At 65.0% G+C, this 17,981-nt stretch carries 20 protein-coding genes; 12 read left to right on the plus strand and 8 right to left on the minus strand.

The features are described from left to right. Positions 1-241 precede the first annotated feature (241 nt). The 5 genes from LDN95_RS23300 to LDN95_RS10430 are packed head-to-tail and all read left to right on the plus strand — an operon-like array spanning position 242 to position 3,832. Positions 242-1,372 carry a M23 family metallopeptidase gene (locus LDN95_RS23300; protein ID WP_226017611.1) on the plus strand — a complete coding sequence of 377 codons (1,131 nt, stop codon included), beginning with the start codon at positions 242-244 and terminating at the stop codon, positions 1,370-1,372. A gap of 54 nt (positions 1,373-1,426) precedes the next feature. Continuing rightward, positions 1,427-2,422 carry a porphobilinogen synthase gene (gene hemB / locus LDN95_RS10415; protein ID WP_226017612.1) on the plus strand — a complete coding sequence of 332 codons (996 nt, stop codon included), beginning with the start codon at positions 1,427-1,429 and terminating at the stop codon, positions 2,420-2,422. Further along, a complete protein-coding gene (locus tag LDN95_RS10420) occupies positions 2,415-2,969 on the plus strand; it encodes a GNAT family N-acetyltransferase (protein ID WP_226017613.1) in 555 nt (184 codons plus the stop codon). The genes hemB and LDN95_RS10420 overlap by 8 nt, the downstream gene beginning before the upstream one ends. Positions 2,970-2,991: 22 nt before the next feature. Further along, positions 2,992-3,564, plus strand: a complete 573-nt coding sequence (locus LDN95_RS10425; RefSeq protein WP_226017614.1) for a gamma carbonic anhydrase family protein — start codon at positions 2,992-2,994, stop codon at positions 3,562-3,564. Next, complete coding sequence (locus LDN95_RS10430) at positions 3,545-3,832, plus strand: DUF167 domain-containing protein (protein WP_226017615.1); 288 nt, start codon at positions 3,545-3,547, stop codon at positions 3,830-3,832. The genes LDN95_RS10425 and LDN95_RS10430 overlap by 20 nt, the downstream gene beginning before the upstream one ends. On the opposite strand, the gene LDN95_RS10435 is transcribed toward LDN95_RS10430, so the two are convergent. From LDN95_RS10435 to LDN95_RS10445, 3 genes are read right to left on the minus strand one after another with little or no spacing between them, the layout of a single operon-like run. Further along, positions 3,810-4,448 (minus strand): YoaK family protein, encoded by a 639-nt coding sequence (locus LDN95_RS10435; RefSeq protein ID WP_226017616.1) that lies wholly within the window; start codon positions 4,446-4,448, stop codon positions 3,810-3,812. The genes LDN95_RS10430 and LDN95_RS10435 overlap by 23 nt on opposite strands. A gap of 55 nt (positions 4,449-4,503) precedes the next feature. Continuing rightward, complete coding sequence (locus LDN95_RS10440; RefSeq protein ID WP_226017617.1) at positions 4,504-4,941, minus strand: group II truncated hemoglobin; 438 nt, start codon at positions 4,939-4,941, stop codon at positions 4,504-4,506. 37 nt (positions 4,942-4,978) lie between these two features. Continuing rightward, positions 4,979-6,574: a cisplatin damage response ATP-dependent DNA ligase gene (locus LDN95_RS10445; RefSeq protein ID WP_226017618.1), complete on the minus strand. Its 1,596-nt coding sequence runs from the start codon at positions 6,572-6,574 to the stop codon at positions 4,979-4,981. Between the two features lie 119 nt (positions 6,575-6,693). Between LDN95_RS10445 and LDN95_RS10450 the strand changes: the two genes are divergently transcribed. Next, a complete protein-coding gene (locus LDN95_RS10450) occupies positions 6,694-7,011 on the plus strand; it encodes a hypothetical protein (protein ID WP_226017619.1) in 318 nt (105 codons plus the stop codon). 13 nt (positions 7,012-7,024) lie between these two features. Here LDN95_RS10450 and LDN95_RS10455 read toward each other — a convergent pair whose 3' ends face one another. The 3 genes from LDN95_RS10455 to LDN95_RS10465 form a co-directional block, all read right to left on the minus strand. Further along, complete coding sequence (locus LDN95_RS10455) at positions 7,025-8,029, minus strand: ligase-associated DNA damage response exonuclease (protein ID WP_226017620.1); 1,005 nt, start codon at positions 8,027-8,029, stop codon at positions 7,025-7,027. A 142-nt stretch (positions 8,030-8,171) separates the two neighbouring features. Beyond that, the gene (gene clpA, locus LDN95_RS10460) at positions 8,172-10,556 is read right to left on the minus strand and encodes an ATP-dependent Clp protease ATP-binding subunit ClpA (protein ID WP_226017621.1); all 2,385 of its coding nucleotides are present in this window, start codon (positions 10,554-10,556) and stop codon (positions 8,172-8,174) included. A 198-nt stretch (positions 10,557-10,754) separates the two neighbouring features. Further along, entirely contained in the window at positions 10,755-10,994 is a 240-nt protein-coding gene (locus LDN95_RS10465; protein ID WP_226017622.1) for a DUF1192 domain-containing protein, read from the minus strand. 159 nt (positions 10,995-11,153) lie between these two features. On the opposite strand from LDN95_RS10465, the gene LDN95_RS10470 reads away from it, so the two are divergent. After that, entirely contained in the window at positions 11,154-12,146 is a 993-nt protein-coding gene (locus LDN95_RS10470) for an NAD(P)H-quinone oxidoreductase (RefSeq protein WP_226017623.1), read from the plus strand. Positions 12,147-12,296: 150 nt separating this feature from the next. Next, complete coding sequence (locus LDN95_RS10475) at positions 12,297-12,977, plus strand: DUF1013 domain-containing protein (protein WP_226017624.1); 681 nt, start codon at positions 12,297-12,299, stop codon at positions 12,975-12,977. Positions 12,978-13,098: 121 nt separating this feature from the next. Here the strand turns inward: LDN95_RS10475 and LDN95_RS10480 are convergent, their stop codons facing one another. Then, positions 13,099-13,518 carry a polymer-forming cytoskeletal protein gene (locus LDN95_RS10480; protein WP_226017625.1) on the minus strand — a complete coding sequence of 140 codons (420 nt, stop codon included), beginning with the start codon at positions 13,516-13,518 and terminating at the stop codon, positions 13,099-13,101. After that, positions 13,469-14,590: a peptidoglycan DD-metalloendopeptidase family protein gene (locus LDN95_RS10485; RefSeq protein ID WP_370631678.1), complete on the minus strand. Its 1,122-nt coding sequence runs from the start codon at positions 14,588-14,590 to the stop codon at positions 13,469-13,471. The genes LDN95_RS10480 and LDN95_RS10485 overlap by 50 nt, the downstream gene beginning before the upstream one ends. Positions 14,591-14,935: 345 nt before the next feature. On the opposite strand from LDN95_RS10485, the gene LDN95_RS10490 reads away from it, so the two are divergent. The 4 genes from LDN95_RS10490 to LDN95_RS10505 all read left to right on the plus strand — a co-directional run bounded on the left by LDN95_RS10490 (position 14,936) and on the right by LDN95_RS10505 (position 17,975). Continuing rightward, on the plus strand, positions 14,936-16,246 hold the full coding sequence (locus tag LDN95_RS10490) for a glutamate-5-semialdehyde dehydrogenase (protein WP_226017627.1): 1,311 nt from the start codon (positions 14,936-14,938) through the stop codon (positions 16,244-16,246). After that, positions 16,210-16,938 (plus strand): nicotinate-nucleotide adenylyltransferase, encoded by a 729-nt coding sequence (locus tag LDN95_RS10495; protein WP_226017628.1) that lies wholly within the window; start codon positions 16,210-16,212, stop codon positions 16,936-16,938. The genes LDN95_RS10490 and LDN95_RS10495 overlap by 37 nt, the downstream gene beginning before the upstream one ends. Before the next feature lie 127 nt (positions 16,939-17,065). Further along, positions 17,066-17,494, plus strand: coding sequence for a ribosome silencing factor (gene rsfS, locus LDN95_RS10500; protein ID WP_226017629.1), 429 nt, complete (start codon positions 17,066-17,068; stop codon positions 17,492-17,494). 55 nt (positions 17,495-17,549) lie between these two features. Continuing rightward, positions 17,550-17,975, plus strand: a complete 426-nt coding sequence (locus tag LDN95_RS10505) for a 23S rRNA (pseudouridine(1915)-N(3))-methyltransferase RlmH (RefSeq protein ID WP_226017630.1) — start codon at positions 17,550-17,552, stop codon at positions 17,973-17,975. The last annotated feature ends 6 nt before the right edge of the window (positions 17,976-17,981 follow it).

The raw sequence follows: 17,981 nt of genomic DNA on the forward strand, positions 1-17,981 counted from the left end.
ACCTCAAACTGCGCGCCATCACCTCGGAATGCTGCGCGGATAATTCTCGGAACGCTGCGCGCCATCACCTCGGAATCCCGCGCGCCATCAAATCGGAACACCGCGCGCGATCACCTCGGAATCCGCACGGTCGGGCGCGTGGCTCGATGAAGCGCAACAGTCCGAATGGCGCAGCCTTGCGATCAAGCCATGGCAGCGTGGCGCCGGGCAGGGCCGTCATTTTGCGGCTGGTGAGGCGGTGGTGCGGCTCGACAATGTGCCCGAGCGGCCGATAATCGAACTGACGGCCACGCTGGGCGAGGACGATTCGTTGACGCGCATGTTGCAGCGCGCGGGCGTCGCTTCGGGTGACGCCGGGCAAGTGGCGGCACTCATTGATCGCGCCGTGCCTGCAGATACCATCGCGCCCGGCATGCGCTTTGATCTGACGCTGGGGCACCGCGCCAGCCCCGCCGATCCGCGCCCGTTGCAGGCACTGCGGTTCCGTCCGCGCTTCGATCTGGCGCTTGTCATCGGGCGTACGGGTGGGGGTACGCTGGCGCTTGAGCGACACCCGATCGCGGTCGATACCGCGCCGTTGCGGCTGAGCGGGATCGTCGGGCAGAGCCTCTATCGCACCGCGCGCGGGGCCGGGGCCCCCCCCGACACTGTCCAGACGTTCCTGCAGACGATCGATTCGCATTTGCCGTTCGAGGCGATCGACCCGGGTGACACGTTCGATCTGGTGGTCGATTACAAGCGCGCCGCCGACGGACAAGGTGCGGTCGGCAATCTGCTTTACGCTGGTATCGTGCGGCAGGGCCATCCGCTGGTGCAACTGCTGCGCTGGGGCAACGATGGCGCGTATGCCACGCTGGATGACCTGCGCGGCGATGCGGCGGGTGAGGGCGGCGCGCTGCTCTCGCCGGTGGCGGGTGCGATCACCTCGGGCTTCGGAATGCGGCGCCACCCGATCCTTGGCTTCGTGCGCCTGCATGCCGGGGTCGATTTTGCCAGTTCCTACGGTGCGCCGGTCTATGCCGTGGCCGAGGGCGCCGTGACCTTTGCCGGGTGGCATGGTGGCCATGGGAACTATGTGCGGATCGACCATGGCGGCGGAATCGGCACCGGTTATGGCCACATGAGCCGACTTGCCGTTGCACCGGGCATGGCGGTGCGGCGCGGGCAGGTGATCGGCTATGTCGGATCGACCGGGCTGTCGACCGGACCGCACTTGCACTATGAAGTATATCGCGGTGGCCAGCCCATCGACCCGCTGTCGCTGCGCAGTCTTGCACCGCGCCATCAGGTTGATCCCGTACAATTGGCTGCATTTCGCACCCGGCTTGCCCAACTGACTGCTTTGCCGCAGGGAATCTTGCCAAGACGGTAAACAAGACGTTCACGGGCGTTGCTCCGCAGCGACTTGGCGCTTAGACAGTTGTCCATGACCGCAAGTTTCCCGCAAGCCCGCCTGCGCCGTACGCGCGCGACGGCATGGAGCCGTGCCCTGCACCGCGAAGTGCTGGTGACTCCCGCCGATCTGATCTGGCCGCTGTTCGTGACCGAAGGGCGCGGGGTCGAAGACCCCATTGCGTCGCTTCCCGGCGTGTCGCGCTGGTCGGTAGATGGCATCGTGGCGCAAGCGAAACAGGCGATCGCGGTCGGCATTCCGTGCCTTGCGCTGTTTCCCAATACCCAGCCCGAACGGCGCAGCCCCGATGGCGCCGAGGCGCTCAACCCCGATAACCTGATGTGCCGCGCCATTCGCGCCATCCGCGATGCCTGCGGCGATGATATCGGCATCCTGACCGATGTCGCACTCGACCCCTATACCAGCCACGGGCAGGACGGGCTTATCGACGACGCGGGCTACGTTCTCAACGACGCCACGGTCGAGGCGCTGGTGGGCCAGAGCCTGAATCAGGCGGCCGCCGGGGCCGACATCATCGCCCCTTCGGACATGATGGATGGCCGCATCGGCGCGATCCGTGACGCGCTGGAAGGCGAAGGTTACGCCAACGTGCAGATCATGGCCTATGCGGCCAAATATGCCTCGGCCTTCTACGGCCCGTTCCGCGACGCGGTCGGCAGTCGCGGGCTGCTGAAGGGCGACAAGAAGACCTATCAGATGGATCCTGCCAACGCCGAGGAGGCTTTGCGCGAGGTCGAGCTTGACCTTGCCGAAGGGGCCGACAGCGTGATGGTCAAACCTGGCCTGCCCTATCTGGACATCGCGTTCCGGGTGAAGCAGGCGTTCGGGGTGCCGGTGTTCGCCTACCAGGTCAGCGGCGAATACGCGATGATCGAGGCGGCCGTGGCGGCAGGAGCGGGCGAGCGCGATGCGCTGGTGCTGGAAACCCTGCTGGCCTTCAAGCGGGCTGGTTGCTCGGGTGTGCTGACCTATCATGCGCTCCATGCGGCAAGGCTTCTTCATGGCTGACTTCCGGCTTGAGACCGAGCGACTGGTCTTGCGTGACTGGCGCGAGGATGACGTCGCGCCATTTCACGCGCTCTGTTCGGATGCGCGCGTGATGGAATTCCTTGGCCCACTGCAGGAACGCTCCGAAGCCGAAGCTGCGGTGGAGCGGCAGAATGCGTTGCAGGATCTGGTCGGCTATTGCTTCTGGGCGCTGGAGCGGCGGTCTGACGGGGCGTTCCTTGGCTTTTGCGGGCTCAAGCCCGGACCCGAGGGTACCCCGCTCGATGGGGTGACCGAGATCGGCTGGCGACTGGCGTATGAGGCGTGGGGACAGGGTTATGCGCGCGAGGCAGCGCTGACGGCGCTGGCGTGGGGCTTTGCCAACCTGTTCGACCAGACGATCTGGGCCATGACCGTCCCCGCCAACCTCCGCTCGCAAGGGCTGATGCAGCGCCTTGGTATGCGGCGGCATGAACGGCTCGATTTCGATCATCCCTCGCTGGCCGAAGGTGACCCGTTGCGGCGCCATGTGGTCTATGCGATCGGGCGTGGGGACACACTGCGCTGACGCTGCTTGGGGACGAATCCTGATGGCCAATGATATCACCATCGCCGCGATCAACGGCAAGACGCCGCGCATCCATCCCAGCGCCTTCATCGCGCCGGGATGCCGGATCATCGGCGATGTCGAGATCGGGGCGGAGGCGTCGATCTGGTACAACTGTGTCTTGCGTGCTGACGTCAACCGCATCGTCATCGGTGCGCGCACCAACATCCAGGATGGCACGGTTATCCACTGCGACAGCCCCGATCCACGCCATCCCGAAGGATTTCCGACGCTGATCGGCGATGACGTGCTGGTCGGGCACATGGCGATGATCCACGGTTGTGTCGTGCACGACCGTGGCTTTGTCGGGTTGTCGTCCACGGTGATGAATGGCTGCGTGATCGAAAGCGACGGGATGCTGGCGGCAGGCGCGCTATTGACCCCGGGCAAAAAGATCGGCCGCGCCCAATTGTGGGGCGGGCGCCCCGCGGCCTACATGCGCGACCTTACCGAAGCGGCGCTGGCCGAAATGCAACTGGGCGTCGCGCATTACGTACGCAACGGGCAGGCGCACAAGGCTGCGCTTGCACACACGCTTGGCCAGACCGAAGCCTGATCTGCCGTCGCCCGCCGCATTGCGCGCGGTGGCCGATGATGATGGGCGACTGGCCGTACGCGTGACGCCGGGCGCGCGCAGCGAAGGTGTCAGCATCGAGGATGGGCGCGTGCTGGTGAAAGTCCGCGTCAAACCCGAAGATGGCAAGGCCACTGCCGCGGTCGCATCGTTATTGGCGCAGGCACTCGGTGTGCCAGCAAGCGCGGTTGCCTTGTTGCGCGGCGCAACTTCGCGCGAGAAGCTGTTCAGGATTCCGCCGGCAGTCTGAACGCCAGGACGACCATCCCCAGCGCATAGACGGCGGCAATCCACAGGCAACCGAACGGGAGTTGGTGCTGCAGGAATGCGCCGCAGACCGCCCCGGTCAACAGGCCGATCCACAGCAAGGCCCAGGCACTCCACGCCGGACCGGGTGCGCCTACCAGCCTTGCTGCCAGCCCTTGGCCGATCTTGACCAGCGCTCCGGTCATGTAGGTCAGGCCGATCGCCACTTCGCCCCCGCGCTGAAACGTGTTGTTGAGCGCGCCCATCGCCACCACCAGCGCACCCAGCATCGCCAGTTCTGCACCCGCAGCGCGCGCTATCGCTCCGAGCAGGAGCAACACCGCCACAAGGCCGATCACCGCAGCCTTGCGGTGGTGCCCCGCCTTGTGCGCCAACACCGATCCCGCCGCAACGCCGCCGACGAAGCCGGAGATCAGCACCAGCGGTATCCAGGTGCGCGCGGGCGATGTACCCAAGGCAACGCCCAGCCGCGTGGTATTGCCCGACATGAACGACACGAAATAGCCGTCGGCCGACAGGAAACCTACCGCATCGACAAAGCCCGCGAGCGCGGCCAGTGCAATGGCAAGGCGGCGGCGGGCAAAGTCATATTCGATCATGGCGTCATTCTAGCGCGAGGGTCGCGCCTTGCACAACACGCCAGAAAGGTGTGCCTCAACCTCGCGCCATGCCCAGCGCCATGCGCTCCATCACGGTGGCAAAGGCATCGGCCATTTCGGTGTCCTGCGGCGCCACAGCGGCGATCGCGCGGCGCATCGCAGTGACCCATTGCCGCGCGGTGACAGCGGTGATCGCGAAGGGGGCGTGGACCGATCCCATGCACTTTCCCGGATTGGCCAGCGACCAGTCGCGCGGACCGCCGCTCCATCCGGCAAGGAACGACGCCAGCGAATCACGCATCGGTGCCAGGTCTGCGCCATGCATCGCGCGCAATTCCGCAAATTCAGGCTCCTGTTCCATCAGGTCATAGAACCGGTTGGTGATCTGCCGCAGCACCGCAAGGCCGCCGATACGATGATAGGGTGATAGGGTATCGTTTTCGGCGGTGCTGGCCACGGTCAGTTTGCTCCGGACAGGGATCGTCAGGATCATGAATGGCGGCGAACCTGCCCAGTCGCCTTGATCCCGATCAATCCGCGATCATGGCTCGCAAGGTCTCCAGTCGGTCGGCCTCGTGCGCGGGTTTGTCGGTGCGGATGCGGCTGATGCGCGGGAAACGCATCGCCACGCCAGATTTGTGGCGCTTGCTGGCATGGACCGAATCGAAGGCTACTTCGAACACCAGCGACTTGTCGGTTTCACGCACTGGCCCGAATTTCGCCACTGTATGCGCGCGCACGTGGGCATCCAGCATCTTGAGTTCGGCATCGGTGAACCCGAAATAGGCCTTGCCGACCGGTAGCAGTTCGGCCCCGGCATCGGGATCTCCGTTCCAGCAGCCAAAGGTGAAATCCGAATAGAAGCTCGATCGCTTGCCGCTGCCGCGTTGCGCATACATCAGCACGCAGTCGATCAGCAGCGGTTCGCGCTTCCATTTGTACCACAATCCGGCGCGGCGCCCGGCGACATAGGGCGAATCGCGCCGCTTGAGCATCACGCCCTCGATGGCATCGCTGCGGGCCTGCGCACGAATTTCAGCCAGTTCGTCGAAATCGCGCGCTGGAATGACGGCGGACAAGTCGAAGCGGGCCGGATCGAGCCGGGGCAGCAGCGCTTCGAGCCTTGCGCGCCGCTCGGTCCAGGGCAGCGCACGCAAGTCCTCACCATCTGCTACCAGCACGTCGTAGAGCCGCACGAAGGCCGGTGCCTCGGCCAGCAGCTTGCGTGACACGGTCTTGCGGCCAAGCCGTTGCTGCAGCGCGTTGAAGCTGGCGGCTCCACCGGCTTGCCCGCCTTGATGGTTTCCGCGCACCAGCAATTCGCCATCTAGCACCAAGGGCTCGTCCAGCGCATCGACCACGTCAGGAAACGCGGCGGAAATGTCGTCGCCGCCACGCGAATAGAGCCGCGTCTGCCCACCGGCATGGGCGATTTGCACGCGAATGCCGTCCCACTTCCATTCAGCGGCGAACGCGGCAAGATCAAGCGTCTCCTCCTCCAGCGGGTGCGACAGCATGAACGGGCGGAAAGCCGGAGTGTCTCCGGCATGCGGCGCTGGGGCCACCCCCAGCGCCCAATCGAACAGCGGGCGGTAGGGCGGCGATTGGCCGTGCCAATATTCCTCGACCTCCTCCACCGCCACGCCAAAGGCCTGAGCAAACGCCACTTTGGCAAGGCGCGCCGAAATCCCGATTCGCAAGGCACCGGTGGCGAGCTTGATCAACGCATACCGGCCATTGGCATCGAGCCGGTCGAGCAGTTCGGCCAGCGCGGCAGGTGCGCTTTGCCGGGTGGTGTCGTGCAGCGCGGCAACTGCTTGCGCCACGCTCGGCGCCGACATGCACGCACCGGGAGGCTCGGGCCAGAGCAGGCTGGCCGTCTCGGCCGTATCGCCGACATAGTCGCGCGACAATGCCCACAGCACCGGGTCCACCCGGGTGGCGATCAGCGCGCGTACGGTCGAGGCCTTTACCGCTGGAAAGTCGATTCCATCGGTCAGCGCGGCCAGCACCCAGCCCCGATCGGGATCGGGTGTTTCGCGTAGGTAGTCAGCGATCAGAGCCAGCTTGCCCTTGCGCGAGCGGGTGTAGACCAGCGCATCCATCAGCGCGGCGAAACGTTCCATTTCAGCGCCCTGCTTTGCTACGTGGATGCAAATCCGCTTTCGCAGGGCGGTTGGCAAAGCTAGGCTTCGGGGCGGAGCGGACTGCCGGTCGCGCGCTCGAACAGAAGGAATGACTGCCCATGAAGGCTGCCCTTACGCTTGTCCCCCTGCTGGTGCTTTCCACGCCCGCGCTTGCCGCTGGCCCGGTCGAGCCGCCGCAGGCCGCCGCAACTGCCGCACCTGCGGCCAAGTTCACGCTCGAAACGCCGATCGAGGCGCTTGTCGCCGATCCAGCGGCAAAGGCGGTAATCGACAAGGACTTGCCCGGCCTCGTCAGCCATCCGCAGTATGAAATGTTCAAGAGCATGGGCCTGTCCACGCTTGCCGGGTTTGCTGCCGACAGGCTGACTCCCGAAGTGCTGGCCAAGGTCAAGACCGAGCTGTCGCAGATCAAGTGACGTTCCACGTGGATCACTCGCTCTCGTCGTCATAGCCGACAAGGGCGAGTGCCCGTGCCGGGCGCTGGTGCAGCGCACACCAGCGCAACAGCGCGTCTTCGCGCCCGTGCGTGATCCAGGTCTGCTCCGGGTCTACCTCGCTGATCGTGGATGTCAGTTCGTCCCAGTCGGCATGGTCGGAAATGATCAGTGGCAGCTCGACATTGCGCTGCCTTGCGCGCTGGCGCACCCGCATCCAGCCTGAAGCCATCGCGGTGAGAGGATCGGGCATGGCGCGGCTCCAGCGGTCGTTGAGCGCCGATGGTGGGCACAGCACGATCTGTCCGGCCAACGCGGCGCGGGGCAGACCAGCGACCGGTCGCAGATCGCCGAGCGGCACGCCCAGTTCTTCGTACAGCCGGCACATCCGTTCCATCGCGCCATGCAGGTAGATCGGATCATGGTATCCGGCGCGCCGCAATTCGGCGATCACCCGCTGCGCCTTGCCCAGCGCGTATGCACCGACCAGAATGCAACGCTCGGGATTGGCCGTGCGCACGGCGATCAGCCGGGCGATTTCCTGCGTGATCGGTGGATGGCGGAAAACTGGCAGGCCGAATGTCGCCTCGGTGATCAGCACATCGCAAGATACCGGTTGAAACGGCGCGCAAGTGGGATCGGGCGCGCGTTTGTAGTCGCCGGTCACGATCACGCGTTCGCCGGCCTGTTCAAGCAGGATCTGGGCCGAACCCAGCACATGCCCCGCCGGGTGGAAGCTGACCCTGATGCCGCCGGACAGCAGCAGCGATTCGCCATAGCCGACGGCCTGTCCGCCCTCGGCCACGCCATAACGTAACGCCATGATCGCAAGGGTTTCGGGCGTGGCGATGGTGCGGCCATGCCCGCCACGCGCATGGTCAGCATGGCCATGCGTGACCAGCGCGGTGCCGACAGGGTGCGAAGGATCGATCCACGCATCGGCCTCGGGCAGGTACAATCCTTGCGGCTCCGGGCGGATCCAGGCGAAATCGGCAACCATCACCGCATCAATGCGCATGGTTTGCGCTTCGTTCCAGTGGCCGTGCGGGAAGCTGACCAAGAAAAAGGCGGCGGAGGCACCCTTGCCCCACACCGCCTTGATCTCAAATGCATGCTACTTTGCCCGTTCGGGCAGCGCAGCGTCAGGCGTCGTCGGTGTTCGGCTCCGATTCGGTGCTGTCGGAGCGGGCGACCTTGCGGCCCTTCTTCTTGACCAGCTTGGGCGCGGCCGGGGTCAGTTCGAAGCTGAGCGCCCCGTCCTTGTCCGCATCCTTGCCCTCCTCGACCTTGAGGCTGACATGGACCTCACCGCCGTTGGCCAGCTTGCCGAACAACAATTCCTCGGCCAGCGGCTTCTTGACCTTCTCTTGAATCACGCGCGCCATCGGCCGCGCTCCATAGAGCTTGTCATAGCCCTGCTTGCCCAACCACGCGCGTGCATCCGAATCGAACTGGATGTGCACGTTCTGGTCGGCCAATTGCAGTTCCAGCTGCAGGATGAACTTGTCGACCACGCGGCTGACGACTTCGGGCGGCAAATAGGCAAAGGGCACGATCGCATCGAGCCGGTTGCGGAATTCGGGGGTGAACATGCGCTTCACCGCCTCATCGCCCGCATCCGCCTTCGACACGTCGCCAAACCCGATCCCCTGCCGCGCCATGTCGCTGGCTCCGGCATTGGTCGTCATCACCAATACGACATTGCGGAAATCGACCGTCTTGCCGTGGTGATCGGTCAGGCGGCCGTTGTCCATCACCTGCAGCAGGATGTTGAACAGGTCGGGGTGCGCCTTCTCGATCTCGTCCAGCAGCAGCACGCAATGCGGCTGCTGGTCGATGGCGTCGGTCAACAATCCACCCTGATCGAACCCGACATAGCCCGGAGGGGCGCCGATCAACCGGCTGATCGAGTGGCGCTCCATGTATTCCGACATGTCGAAGCGCTGCAGCGGGATGCCCATGATCTGCGCCAGACTGCGCGCGACTTCGGTCTTGCCGACGCCGGTCGGGCCGCTGAACAGGAACGAGCCGATCGGCTTGTCCGGATCGCGCAGGCCTGCACGTGAAAGCTTCATCGCGCTCGACAGAACCTCGATCGCCTTGTCCTGACCGAACACCAGTCGCTTGAGATCGCGCTCAAGGTGTTCGAGCACCTTCTTGTCGTCGCTCGACACCGACTTGGGCGGGATGCGGGCCATCGTCGCGATGACCTGCTCGATCTCGCGCGCGGTGATGGTCTTCTTGCGCTTGGACGGCGGCACCAGCATCTGCATCGCGCCCACTTCGTCGATCACGTCGATCGCCTTGTCGGGCAGCTTGCGGTCGTTGATGTAGCGCGCGGACAATTCAACCGCGGTCTTGATCGCGTCGGGGGTGTACTTGACCTTGTGGTGTTCCTCAAAAGCGGTACGCAAGCCCTTGAGAATCTTGATGGTATCCTCGATCGTCGGTTCGTTGACGTCGATCTTCTGGAACCGGCGCAGCAGCGCGCGATCCTTTTCGAAGTGGTTGCGGAACTCCTTGTAGGTGGTCGAACCGATGCAGCGGATCGTCCCACCCGACAGCGCGGGCTTGAGCAGGTTGGAGGCGTCCATTGCCCCGCCGCTGGTCGCCCCGGCACCGATCACGGTATGGATCTCGTCGATGAACAGGATCGCGTGCGGCATCTTCTCCAGTTCGGAGACGACCTGCTTGAGCCGTTCCTCGAAGTCACCGCGATAGCGCGTGCCGGCCAGCAGGCTGCCCATGTCGAGCGAATAGATCACAGCTTGCGAGAGCACTTCGGGGACTTCGCCTTCGACGATCTTGCGCGCCAGACCTTCGGCGATGGCGGTCTTGCCCACGCCCGGATCGCCCACGTAAAGCGGGTTGTTCTTCGACCGGCGGCACAGGATCTGGATGGTGCGATCGACTTCCGGGCCACGCCCGATCAGCGGATCGACTTTGCCGATCAGCGCCTTTTCGTTGAGGTTGACAGTGAACTGGTCGAGCGCCGAATCCTTTTTCGAAGCCTTGGTTTCCTGCTTTTCCTCGGGCTTGGGGGTCTCTTCCTCGGCGCCCTTGGGATTGCGGGTTTCGACCTGACGGCCGCCCTTGCCGATGCCGTGGCTGATGAAGCTGACCGCGTCGAGGCGGCTCATGTCCTGTTGCTGCAGGAAGTAGACCGCGTACGAATCGCGTTCGGAGAACAGCGCGACCAGCACATTGGCGCCGGTCACGGTGTCCTTGCCCGACGATTGCACGTGCAGGATGGCGCGCTGGATTACCCGCTGGAAGCCTGCGGTCGGCTGGGGATCGGCCTTTTCCTGGGTCTTTAGCGACTGGTATTCCTGATCGAGGTACTGGCGCACCACGTCCCCCAGATCGCCCAGATCCACGCCGCAGGCCTGCATCACTTGCGCGGCATCGGGGTCATCGATCAGGGCAAGCAGCAAATGCTCTAGCGTCGCGTACTCGTGGCTACGCTCGGAAGCGTTGCTGAGCGCGGCATGGAGCGTCTTCTCAAGGCTCTGTGCGAAGCTGGGCATATACTTGCTTTCTGGACGGTCCGGGAGGGACGGACTCCGGGTGGGCCCCTTGCGGGAAGGAAGCACGGGGGCGATTAACCGTGGCTAAATCGTCCGGGCGTGTGGAAACCGATCTTAATCGCATGATGTGCACTTCTGCACGCTCCTGCATACCGGCAATATGGGAAGGCCGCCCTCTATCGTGAAGGGCGGCGCCGCTCATTTCGTCACGCTGCCGGGGCTGCCGGTTGCCGGGGGCGACGATGGCGTGCGAAACAGCGATTCGGCGGCGAGCCGGTGTGCCTGCGCTTTCGCGGCATGAGCCCGAACCCGTTCGATTTCGGCAGTGAGCAAAGCGATCCGGGCATCAAGCTCGGCCTGCGAAAGCGGGTCGAGCGCTTCGGTGGCCAGCCGACTGGCAAGGTCGCCCGTGGCGCGCGCTCGCTCTTCAAGTTCCATTGCACTGCACAATGTGGCGCATCCGCGCTTGCTGTCAACCGGGTGCATGGGTAGTGCTTCAGGAAAGGGCGCTAGTGCGACAGTAACGTCGCTGTAAACGGGTCGGGGGGCCCGGCGCTGCAATTGGGGTTGAAAGCGATGCAGCCAGTTCCGACGATCATGACCGCCATCGGTTTCGATGAACCGGGTGGTCCAGACGTTCTGCAACCCAGAACCGTTACGGTGCCCGAACCAGGGCCGGGCCAAGTCCTGATCCGGGTCGCCTTCGCCGGGGTGAACCGCCCCGATGTGATCCAGCGGCAAGGCTTCTATCCCGCACCGCCCGGTGCCTCGCCGCTTCCGGGCCTTGAAGTTTCAGGGCAAATTGTCTCGGTTGGCGAAGGGGTGACCGATCCGCTGGTGGGGTCGCTCGTCTGCGCGCTGGTGGCAGGGGGGGGCTATGCCGAATATTGTCTGGCGCAAGCGGCGCAATGCCTGCCTGTGCCCGACGGCCTCTCGCTGGCCGAGGCTGCCGCGCTGCCCGAAACCCTGTTTACCGTGTGGCACAACGTGTTCGAACGCGGCTGGGCCCGCGAAGGCGAGACGATGCTGGTTCACGGCGGCACCAGCGGCATCGGCACGATGGCGATCGCGCTGGGCAAATTGTTCGGTCTGACCGTCATCGTCACATGCGGCAATGCAGATAAATGTGCGGCCGCGCTCGGTCTCGGGGCGGATCACGCCATTGACTACAAGACCGCGGATTTCGTCGAGGCCGTGAAGCAGATCACCGGCGGTGCAGGGGTGCAACTGGTGCTCGACATGGTTGCCGGCGATTATGTCGCGCGCAATATCAAGTGTCTTGCCGAGGATGGCCGCCATGTCACGATCGCCGTGCAAGGCGGCGTCCGGGCAGCGATCAACATGGCCGAGATCATGCGTCGCCGCTTGACGCTTACCGGTTCGACATTGCGGCCACGTTCAAATCAATTCAAAGACTTGCTGGCACAAGAGGTGCGCGAGACGGTATGGCCGCTGGTTGCCGGCGGGCAGCTTCGCCCGGTCATGGACACGACATTCGGGCTGACCAATGCCGCCGCTGCCCATGCGCGGATGGAGCAGGGCAACCATATCGGCAAGATCGTGCTGCAGACAGATACAACCGGCAACTGATGTGCAATCGGGGCAAGGTCCGATCAGGGCTTGCCGTTTTCCGCCTCGTGTCCTACATCATCGTCAGCGTGGCCGCTCCGGAAGGGGCGGCCCTTATTGTTTCTGCAGTCCGGAGACTTTCCCGTGAGCCCGCAGCCCAGTTATCCTTTGATGCCGCATGCGACCGCCTCATGGCTGGTCGACAATACTGCCCTGTCGTTCGAACAGATCGCCGAATTCTGCGGCCTGCACATCCTTGAAGTGCAGGCGATGGCCGATGATCTGGCCGGTGCCAAGTACACCGGGCGCGATCCGGTCCATTCGGGCGAACTGACTCAGGCAGAGATCGATCGCGGTCAGGCCAGCGCCGACTATCGGCTGAAGATGCAGAAGGCGCCGCTTTCGGTCAGCCGCACCAAGGGGCCGCGCTATACGCCGGTTTCCAAGCGGCAGGACAAGCCCGATGGCATCGCCTGGATCTTGCGCCACCATCCCGAGATTTCGGATGCGCAAGTCGGCAAGCTGATCGGCACCACTCGCACCACGATTGCCGCGATTCGCGATCGCAGCCACTGGAACATCAGCAACATCAACCCCAAGGATCCGGTGACGCTGGGTCTGTGTTCGCAGCGCGAACTCGATGCGCTGGTCGCCAAGGCGGCCAAGCGCGCCGGGATCGAGGAGGACGCCTCGGTCGATATCCAGCGGCTGGGCACCGATCGCGATGCGCTGATCGAACAGTTGCGCGCCGAACGTGTGGCTACGGTCAAGGCGGCAAGCGATGCCGCGCAGGAGGCCGAAGCCGCCGCCTGGCTTGAAGCGCGCCGCGCCGAAGGCATTTCCGACAGCTGAGCGCACAGCCCGACATGCGACGCGGTAAGCGTATTGCATGTCGGGCGGGCACTACAATGGCCAGCACTGGCCAATTTGGCGCATGCCGTAAGCCGTCCTGTGGGCTACGGCATTACGGCCATTATCCCGGTTGTTGCGTCACCAACGCCAGTGGCGCCACCGAATCGTGGGTCGGATGGCTATAGGCCAGTCGCCCGTCGACTTGGGCGCCTTGCTCGATCGTCAGCGAATCGTACGTGACGTCGCCGTGGATGCGGGCAGACTTGAGCAACACCAGTTGCGTGACCGTGATCGCGCCTTCCACGCGTCCGGCAAGCCGCGCCGTCTGCGCGCGCACGGCACCATGGATCGTACCCGATTCGCCCTGCACCAGACTGGCGCAAGTCACATCGCCTTCGATCCGGCCGTCGATGTGCAGGTCGGCGGCGGCGGTGATGTCGCCGGTCACGACAAGGTCGGCACCCAGCACGGAAAAGGTCGCGGCCACGGACTTACCCGCGCCGACTGGCCGGGCGTCGGGCCCCGGCTTCTTGCTGAACATCATTGTTGGCCTTGGCTAGGGGAGGTTTGGGCAGGGGCGCTTCAAGGAAAGGGCGCGGATTGACCGGGCGGTCGCTGATGCGCACTTCGAAGTGCAGGTGCGGCCCGGTCGAGCGGCCGGTGCTGCCGATTGCGCCGATAACCGCGCCGGGCTTGACCACCTCGCCCATCCGCGCGGCGATCCGCGACATGTGGGCATAGCGGGTGAGCAGCCCATTGCCGTGGGTGATTTCCACGCAGTTGCCGTATCCTTGCCGCACGCCGGTGAAGCTGACGGTACCGGCGGCGGCGGCATAGATCGGCGCGCCCAGCGGGCCCTTGAAGTCGAGCCCGGCATGGAAGGCCGCACCCCCGTCGAACGGATCGGCGCGATAACCGAAGCCCGACGAGATGTAATCGAGGTTGGCCGGCAGCGTGTTCGGAATGCGCGCCAGCCCGTTGTCGAGCAAGCTCATCCGCGCAAGGCTGGCGCCCAGCCGGGCAAAGCGCGGGTCGATGGCGAGGCCTGGGCCGGTGGCCAGCCGGATCAGCGGCCCGCCCTGTGCGGCGCGATCGTTGCGCGCAACCATGTCGGGCGACAGGCCAACCTTGCGGATGGCAGAGGTCGCTTGTGCGGCGCGGGTGTCGGCGAAACGGGTCAGCCGCTCGACAAAGGCCAGTTGGCGTTGTTCGACGCGGGCAAGGCCCGTGGCGCCGGGCAGGACCATCGAGATCTTGCGCACGGTGCGCGCAGCCTCTCCCGAACTGTCTGAAACAGTCCCACGCGGCAGCGAATCGGGGATAGGGCCGATCGAGCCCTGCACGACCTTCTCGATGAAATCCTGACGCTTTTGCAGGTCGGCGGCGATGGTCTGAAGGTTGGCGCGGTATTTTGCCACCCGGCTTTCGGCCGAAGCCACCGCGGCTTCGCGCCCAAGCAACGACGACTGGTCATGTAGACCCAGCACCGTCGACAGCAAAGCCCAACCCAGCACGCCGATCCACAGCAACACAGCGCCAGCAAGGGCACCGGCGATTCCTGCCTGCAAGCGCGTGGAAATGCGGATGAAGCGGACATGCCCTTCGGATCGCATGAAGAATTCGCGATCCGGGAACCATGCCCTGAGACGGGCGGAAAGCCGGTCCCGGGTTAGAAATGACAAGCGAGCGACCCCCGACAGTTTGTCGTCCATGCGGGGCCTTATCGTGATCCTCGTCATGGCGCGTTATTCCGGGCGGGACCTAGCCAAGGTGACTGCCCGGCGCGAATCGGATCGCCTCCATGCAAGACGGAACGTGCCGGTTAGTCGGTGAAGCGATGAAAATGTGTACAACCGGTGTCGTTTTCTGCTGGTTCAGCGATGGAAGCGGACGAATCGACCGGGATTGCACCCCGTCTTGCGGCTGACAGGTCGGGATGGCGGTGATAGGGAGCGGGAATGGCTACGACTCTCGCTGCATCGCCCGAAATCGCAATCGACTCCGCAACTTCTGCGGTCGAGCCGGTGAGCGATCTCGTTTCGCGCCTTGCGCGCGATGGCCGCGCCGCGCAGGCAATGCTTGCGCGTCTGTCCGCTCAGGCCAAGGAACGCGCGCTGTTGCTTGCGGCGGCGGCTCTGCGCCGGGCTGCCCCGCAGATTCTTGCGGCCAATGAGCAGGACATGGCCAATGGCGCAGCCAATGGCCTTTCCGGCGCGCTGCTCGATCGGCTGCGGCTCGACGCCGGGCGGCTTGAGGGGATCGCGACTGCGGTCGAGGCGGTGGCCGTGCTGGACGATCCGGTCGGGAGGGTGATCGACGAAACGGCGCGTCCCAACGGGCTGGTGCTGCAGCGCGTGCGCATTCCGATCGGGCTGATCGGCATCATCTATGAAAGCCGGCCCAACGTAACCGCCGATGCCGCCGCGCTGTGCGTGCGCTCGGGCAATGCCACCCTGCTGCGCGGTGGTACCGAGGCGGTCCATTCCAACCGCGCGATCCACGCGGCATTGGTCGAAGGGCTGGTCGCAGGCGGCGTGCCAGCAGCGGCGGTGCAACTGCTGCCGACGCAAGATCGTGCTGCCGTTGGCGCCATGCTCAAGGCGGCGGGGCTGATCGACATGATCGTGCCGCGCGGAGGCAAGAGCCTTGTCGCGCGGGTTCAGGCCGAAGCGACCGTGCCGGTGCTCGCCCACCTTGACGGGATCAACCACACTTATGTTCACGCTGCGGCCGACCAGGCGATGGCCGCCGCAATCGTGTTCAACGCCAAGCTGCGCCGCACTGGCGTGTGCGGCTCGGTGGAAACGCTGCTGATCGATGCGACCTATCCCGATGCCGCCGGTTTGGTACGGCCGCTGCTCGATGCCGGGTGCGAGTTGCGCGGCGATTCGCGCGCACGCGCGCTCGATCCGCGAATCGGCGCTGCGAGCGAGGCCGACTGGGATACCGAGTACCTCGATGCGATCCTGTCGGTGGCGGTGGTCGATGGACCGGACGCGGCGCTGGCGCACATAGCGCGCCACTCCTCGGGTCATACCGAGGCGATCGTCACGGCGGATCAGGTGGTTGCCGACCGCTTTCTGGCAGAGGTCGACAGCGCCATCGTGATGCACAATGCATCGAGCCAGTTCGCCGATGGCGGCGAGTTCGGGCTGGGCGCAGAAATCGGCATCGCCACCGGACGGCTGCACGCGCGCGGCCCGGTGGCGCTCGAAGGGCTGACCACCTACAAATGGCTGGTGCGCGGCAGCGGGCAGGTGCGGCCCTGAACACGGCGGCGCACGGCCGCCGACGCGGGCCGCTGGTCGGTCTGCTTGGCGGCAGCTTCAACCCGGCGCACGGCGGGCATCTGCGGATCAGCCGCTTTGCCATGGCCGCGCTGGGACTTGACGAGGTCTGGTGGCTGGTCTCGCCCGGCAATGTGCTCAAGCCCGTGGCGGGCATGGCGCCGCTGGCCTTGCGGCATGCCCGTGCCCGCGAAGTGGCGCGGCGCAACCCGATTCGGGTGAGCGCGATCGAGGCCGAACTGGGCACCCGTTATACCATCGACACCCTGCAGCGGTTGCAGCGGCGCTATCCGCACCATCGCTTTGTCTGGCTTATGGGAGCCGACAATCTGGCGCAGTTTCACCGTTGGCGGAACTGGCGTGGCATCGCCCGTGCAATGCCGATTGCGGTTATCGCGCGTCCGGGCTATGATGCGACCGCTGTGGCAAGCCCTGCCATGGCCTGGTTGCGCCGCTGGCGCCAGCGGCCAGGCCAGTTGCGTGACGGCGCAAAGGGGAGCGCACCAGCGCTGATCCAGCTGCGTTTCGATCCTGATTCGCGTTCGGCAAGCGATATTCGCGCCGCCGATCCAGACTGGTTTCGCCGTGTGCCCCGCTTCCACCAGCGAGACATGCTTACCCACCGGCTGCTGCATGGGAAACCGGCGGCAGTCCAACGGGCCGATGGCGCTTGACGCCGCGGGCCGCCCATTTGTCCGGTCCATCGGACAGTTCATCGTGCGGTTCATCCGACAGGCGCTGCTTTCGCGCCTCAGGGCGCAACCGCATTGACACTTCATCAACGGAGACCATCTTTCCTTCATGACAAGCCTCCAGCCCCTGTCGGCCAGTGCCGGCACCGATTCTCCCCCCGCCATCGCTCCGGCTCCGACCCCCGTCGCTGCCGCCGCGACCAAGCCGGGAACGCTGCTTGAAGTCATCCTCGCCTCGCTCGACGATGATCAGGCGCAGGACGTGATCACCATCCCGCTCGACGGCAAAAGCTCGATCGCCGATGCGATGGTTATCGCCTCGGGCCGTTCGACCCGGCAGGTCGCCACCATGGCGCAGAAGCTGGCAGAGCGGGTGAAGCACGCCGGGTTCGGCCATTCGCGCATCGAAGGCCTGCCCGCCGCCGACTGGGTACTGGTCGATACCGGTGACGTGGTCGTGCACGTGTTCCGCCCCGAAGTGCGCACGTTCTACAATCTGGAACGCATGTGGGCCTTTGGTGACAAGGGCGCTGCCTGAAAAACGTCTCAGGCCACAATTTGCAGGGACACGCGCGCTGAGCTAGGCAGCAGGAATGCTGTTGCACATCATCGCGCGTGGAAAGATCGGCCGTTCGCCTGAGGCGGATCTGGTCGAGCGCTATGCCAAGCGCATCAGCTGGGGCTTAAAGGTGTCCGAACTGCCCGAGCGTGGCGGTACGGTGCCACCTTTGCCCGCAGGTTCGGTGCGGCATGTCGCGCTCGACGAACGCGGCGAGACGCTGACTTCGACCGCCTTTGCCCGCATTCTGGAGCGTTGGCGCGATGATGGGGTACGCGAAGCCCGCTTCCTGATCGGCGCGGCCGACGGCCACGATGCGACTTTGCGCGAGTCGGCCGACCTGCTGATCGCGTTCGGGGCGATGACCTGGCCCCACATGCTGGCGCGCGCCATGTTGGCTGAACAACTGTGGCGGGCCACCAGTATCGTTGCCGGCCATCCCTATCATCGCGAAGGGTAGGGGGCG

Origin of the sequence: Novosphingobium sp. FKTRR1, from assembly GCF_020404405.1 — a bacterium.
Classification (GTDB): domain Bacteria; phylum Pseudomonadota; class Alphaproteobacteria; order Sphingomonadales; family Sphingomonadaceae; genus Novosphingobium.